Source organism: Geobacillus sp. ZGt-1, assembly GCF_001026865.1.
Taxonomy (GTDB): Bacteria; Bacillota; Bacilli; order Bacillales; family Anoxybacillaceae; genus Geobacillus; species Geobacillus thermoleovorans.
This window is the reverse complement of sequence record NZ_LDPD01000119.1, coordinates 1-1,731: the sequence shown is the minus strand read 5'-3', so window position 1 is coordinate 1,731 and position 1,731 is coordinate 1. Positions and strand designations below refer to the sequence as shown.

3 protein-coding genes and 1 pseudogene are annotated in these 1,731 nt (G+C 51.2%); all 4 read left to right on the top strand.

Features of this window, described 5'->3' with window-relative positions:
• Positions 1–193: pseudogene (locus VU18_RS15965) on the top strand (lysine transporter); the annotation flags it as partial.
• A 135-nt stretch (positions 194–328) separates the two neighbouring features.
• The gene (locus tag VU18_RS15960; protein WP_049787568.1) at positions 329–517 is read left to right on the top strand and encodes a hypothetical protein; all 189 of its coding nucleotides are present in this window, start codon (positions 329–331) and stop codon (positions 515–517) included.
• Between the two features lie 300 nt (positions 518–817).
• The gene (locus tag VU18_RS15955) at positions 818–1,318 is read left to right on the top strand and encodes a hypothetical protein (RefSeq protein WP_014195797.1); all 501 of its coding nucleotides are present in this window, start codon (positions 818–820) and stop codon (positions 1,316–1,318) included.
• 24 nt (positions 1,319–1,342) lie between these two features.
• Complete coding sequence (locus tag VU18_RS15950; RefSeq protein ID WP_014195798.1) at positions 1,343–1,612, top strand: hypothetical protein; 270 nt, start codon at positions 1,343–1,345, stop codon at positions 1,610–1,612.
• Positions 1,613–1,731: the final 119 nt, after the last annotated feature.

Sequence of the window (1,731 nt, the reverse complement as noted above, 5' to 3'; positions counted from 1 at the left end):
CATTTTGGGCGTCTCGCTCGTTTGGCTTGGTTCCGCTTGGCTGAGAACAGCCGTGATGGGGGCTGGCATTCTTTTTTGGCTGTATATGGGCTGGAGTACATGGAAGAGCGAGCCTGCAACAGGCGAAAGCGAAGCGGCGGAACGGTTTCCGCCCCGCAAACAAATCGCTTTTGCCGCCTTGAAAGCGACCTGAGTTGTTCCTAACGAACAAATGATCTGCTAAAATAGGAAACAACGAAAGAAAAGAAGGGAAGAAAGATGCAAACGGAGCGTGAATCGCATGGGCGGATCATTTTTCCGACAGGCAAACGAAAGAGGGGGAAGAACGTTGACGATCTCAATGATTGCCGCGGCTGTCGTGATGCTTGCAGGCCTCATCGGCACGCTCGCACTGTCGGGGCGGGGAGACGAACAGTACACATCAGCAACCAAAGGCAATCTCACCCGCCTAGCGTTGATTTATGCCGGATTGGCCATTGTGCTAGCGGCAGGAATCGGGGTATATCTGGCGTTATAACAAGCGAAAGACGATGCCCGCCGTCGAGTTTAGATGCTGCGGCACCGGTTAGAGACAAACGGTTATGGACCATCGAGCCCTGGTGACAAAGTAGCCATCGGTTCATCTCAGGCAGAGCGTCGCTCTCTTGGACATGGGATGAATCGATTGGCGTTGGTTGAGTGAAAACCGCCAATGAGGGGAAGCGTCTAGGCATCGGAAGTGCCACCCCCCTGCGTTTGTGGTGTGATGATCCTCACTCCGGCGGGATGGTTTTTTGGGGTAAAATGGATGGTAAACGGAACAACCATGGAGGGATGTATGGCCCACTATGTTTGGATGATCATTAATGCGCTGTTGGTGATCGGCACGGCGGTTTATATCTGGCTGTTCCGCCCGAACGACTCGGCTGCGGTGTTGGCAGGAAAATGGCTGGCGCAAGTGGCGGTGCTGCTGTTTTTGGTCAATGTCAATATGTATTTTATCTTCCTTGTCATCCGCAAAACAAAAATCCGGAAGGTCAAAGTCACGTTAGCGCGGATAGCAAGAAGCATGATGAAAGCCCACATCCCGCTCGCGGTTGTCGGAACGAGCTTGATTGTCTTTCACGGAGTGGTGATGGCATGGAAACTCGGAGCGGTGATCGGTTTTGGCCATGGGAAACTGGTGACCGGTTATGCAAGCCTCGCGATGTTGGCCATCACCTTGTTTGCAGGTGTCCTTCGGCGGCAAAAAGCGTCAGGGTGGAGAAGAACGTTTCATCTTGTCTCTGCCTTGCTGTTTGCCGGTTTGTTTCTCCTTCATCTATTTTGGCCGATCTAATCACGTGTAAGGGAGAGAGAAAACGTGGGTGACTTGCTTTCTTTGCTGACGGAATACCGCCATCGCCAAGTTGTCGTCAACTTCTATGAAGAAGACGAGCTGGTGGCGCGTGACGGGTTTTTCTTTGATGGCATCGAACGATCAGACGGTCTGCTATCTTTCATCAAAGATGGGCGCATTCGCTGGTCCATTCGGTTGGATGACTACCCAAGCTATGAGATCGTACACGATTTCCCGAGGCGTTATCGGTTTTATGGCCAGCATCGGGCTGTAGAGCTCTATTTTCCTTCTTAACGGTGCCCGCTTTAGGAGAAACCGGTCAGAATCCTCCTCATTTTCATGAGGAGATGAATGACCGGTTTTTGACTATATATCATGTAAGTGGTTGAAATGTTTTTATCTTAATTAGGCGA

Bases quoted from the DNA above. Each gene is read 5' to 3' on its own strand.
- VU18_RS15955 (WP_014195797.1), top strand. From the start codon at position 818: ATGGCCCACTATGTTTGGATGATCATTAATGCGCTGTTGGTGATCGGC.